1 protein-coding gene is annotated in these 275 nt (G+C 54.9%); it reads right to left on the bottom strand.

Annotated features, from left to right (window positions below; translation table 11 throughout):
• Positions 1–275: amino acid permease (locus FN960_RS24000; RefSeq protein WP_143850807.1), on the bottom strand; the 275-nt coding region annotated here is incomplete at both ends.

Below are 275 nucleotides of genomic sequence, written 5' to 3'. Positions count from 1 at the left end.
GACCCCCCACACGGTAATGCTACTGATTTGCCCGGTAATGCGCGCACCACCAAAGTTAGCCACGGTACAAATCCACAGCACCCCGATGGTCGCAAGACCAATCTGCACTGGCGACAAACTCGCGCCGAGCAGTTCGGTGCCGTAACCAACCGCCGAAATAGCAATCGCGACGTTAGCAATCAGCAGTGAGACGCCGTAGGTATAGTTCGCCATAAAGTTACCGGATTTACCGAAAGCATACTCGGCATAACCGCCCATACCGCCTGATTTACGGC

Origin of the sequence: Alkalicoccobacillus porphyridii (genome assembly GCF_007293315.1) — a bacterium.
GTDB classification, from domain to species: domain Bacteria; phylum Bacillota; class Bacilli; order Bacillales; family Bacillaceae_D; genus Alkalicoccobacillus; species Alkalicoccobacillus porphyridii.
This window is presented reverse-complemented; position numbering and strand designations above follow the sequence as displayed.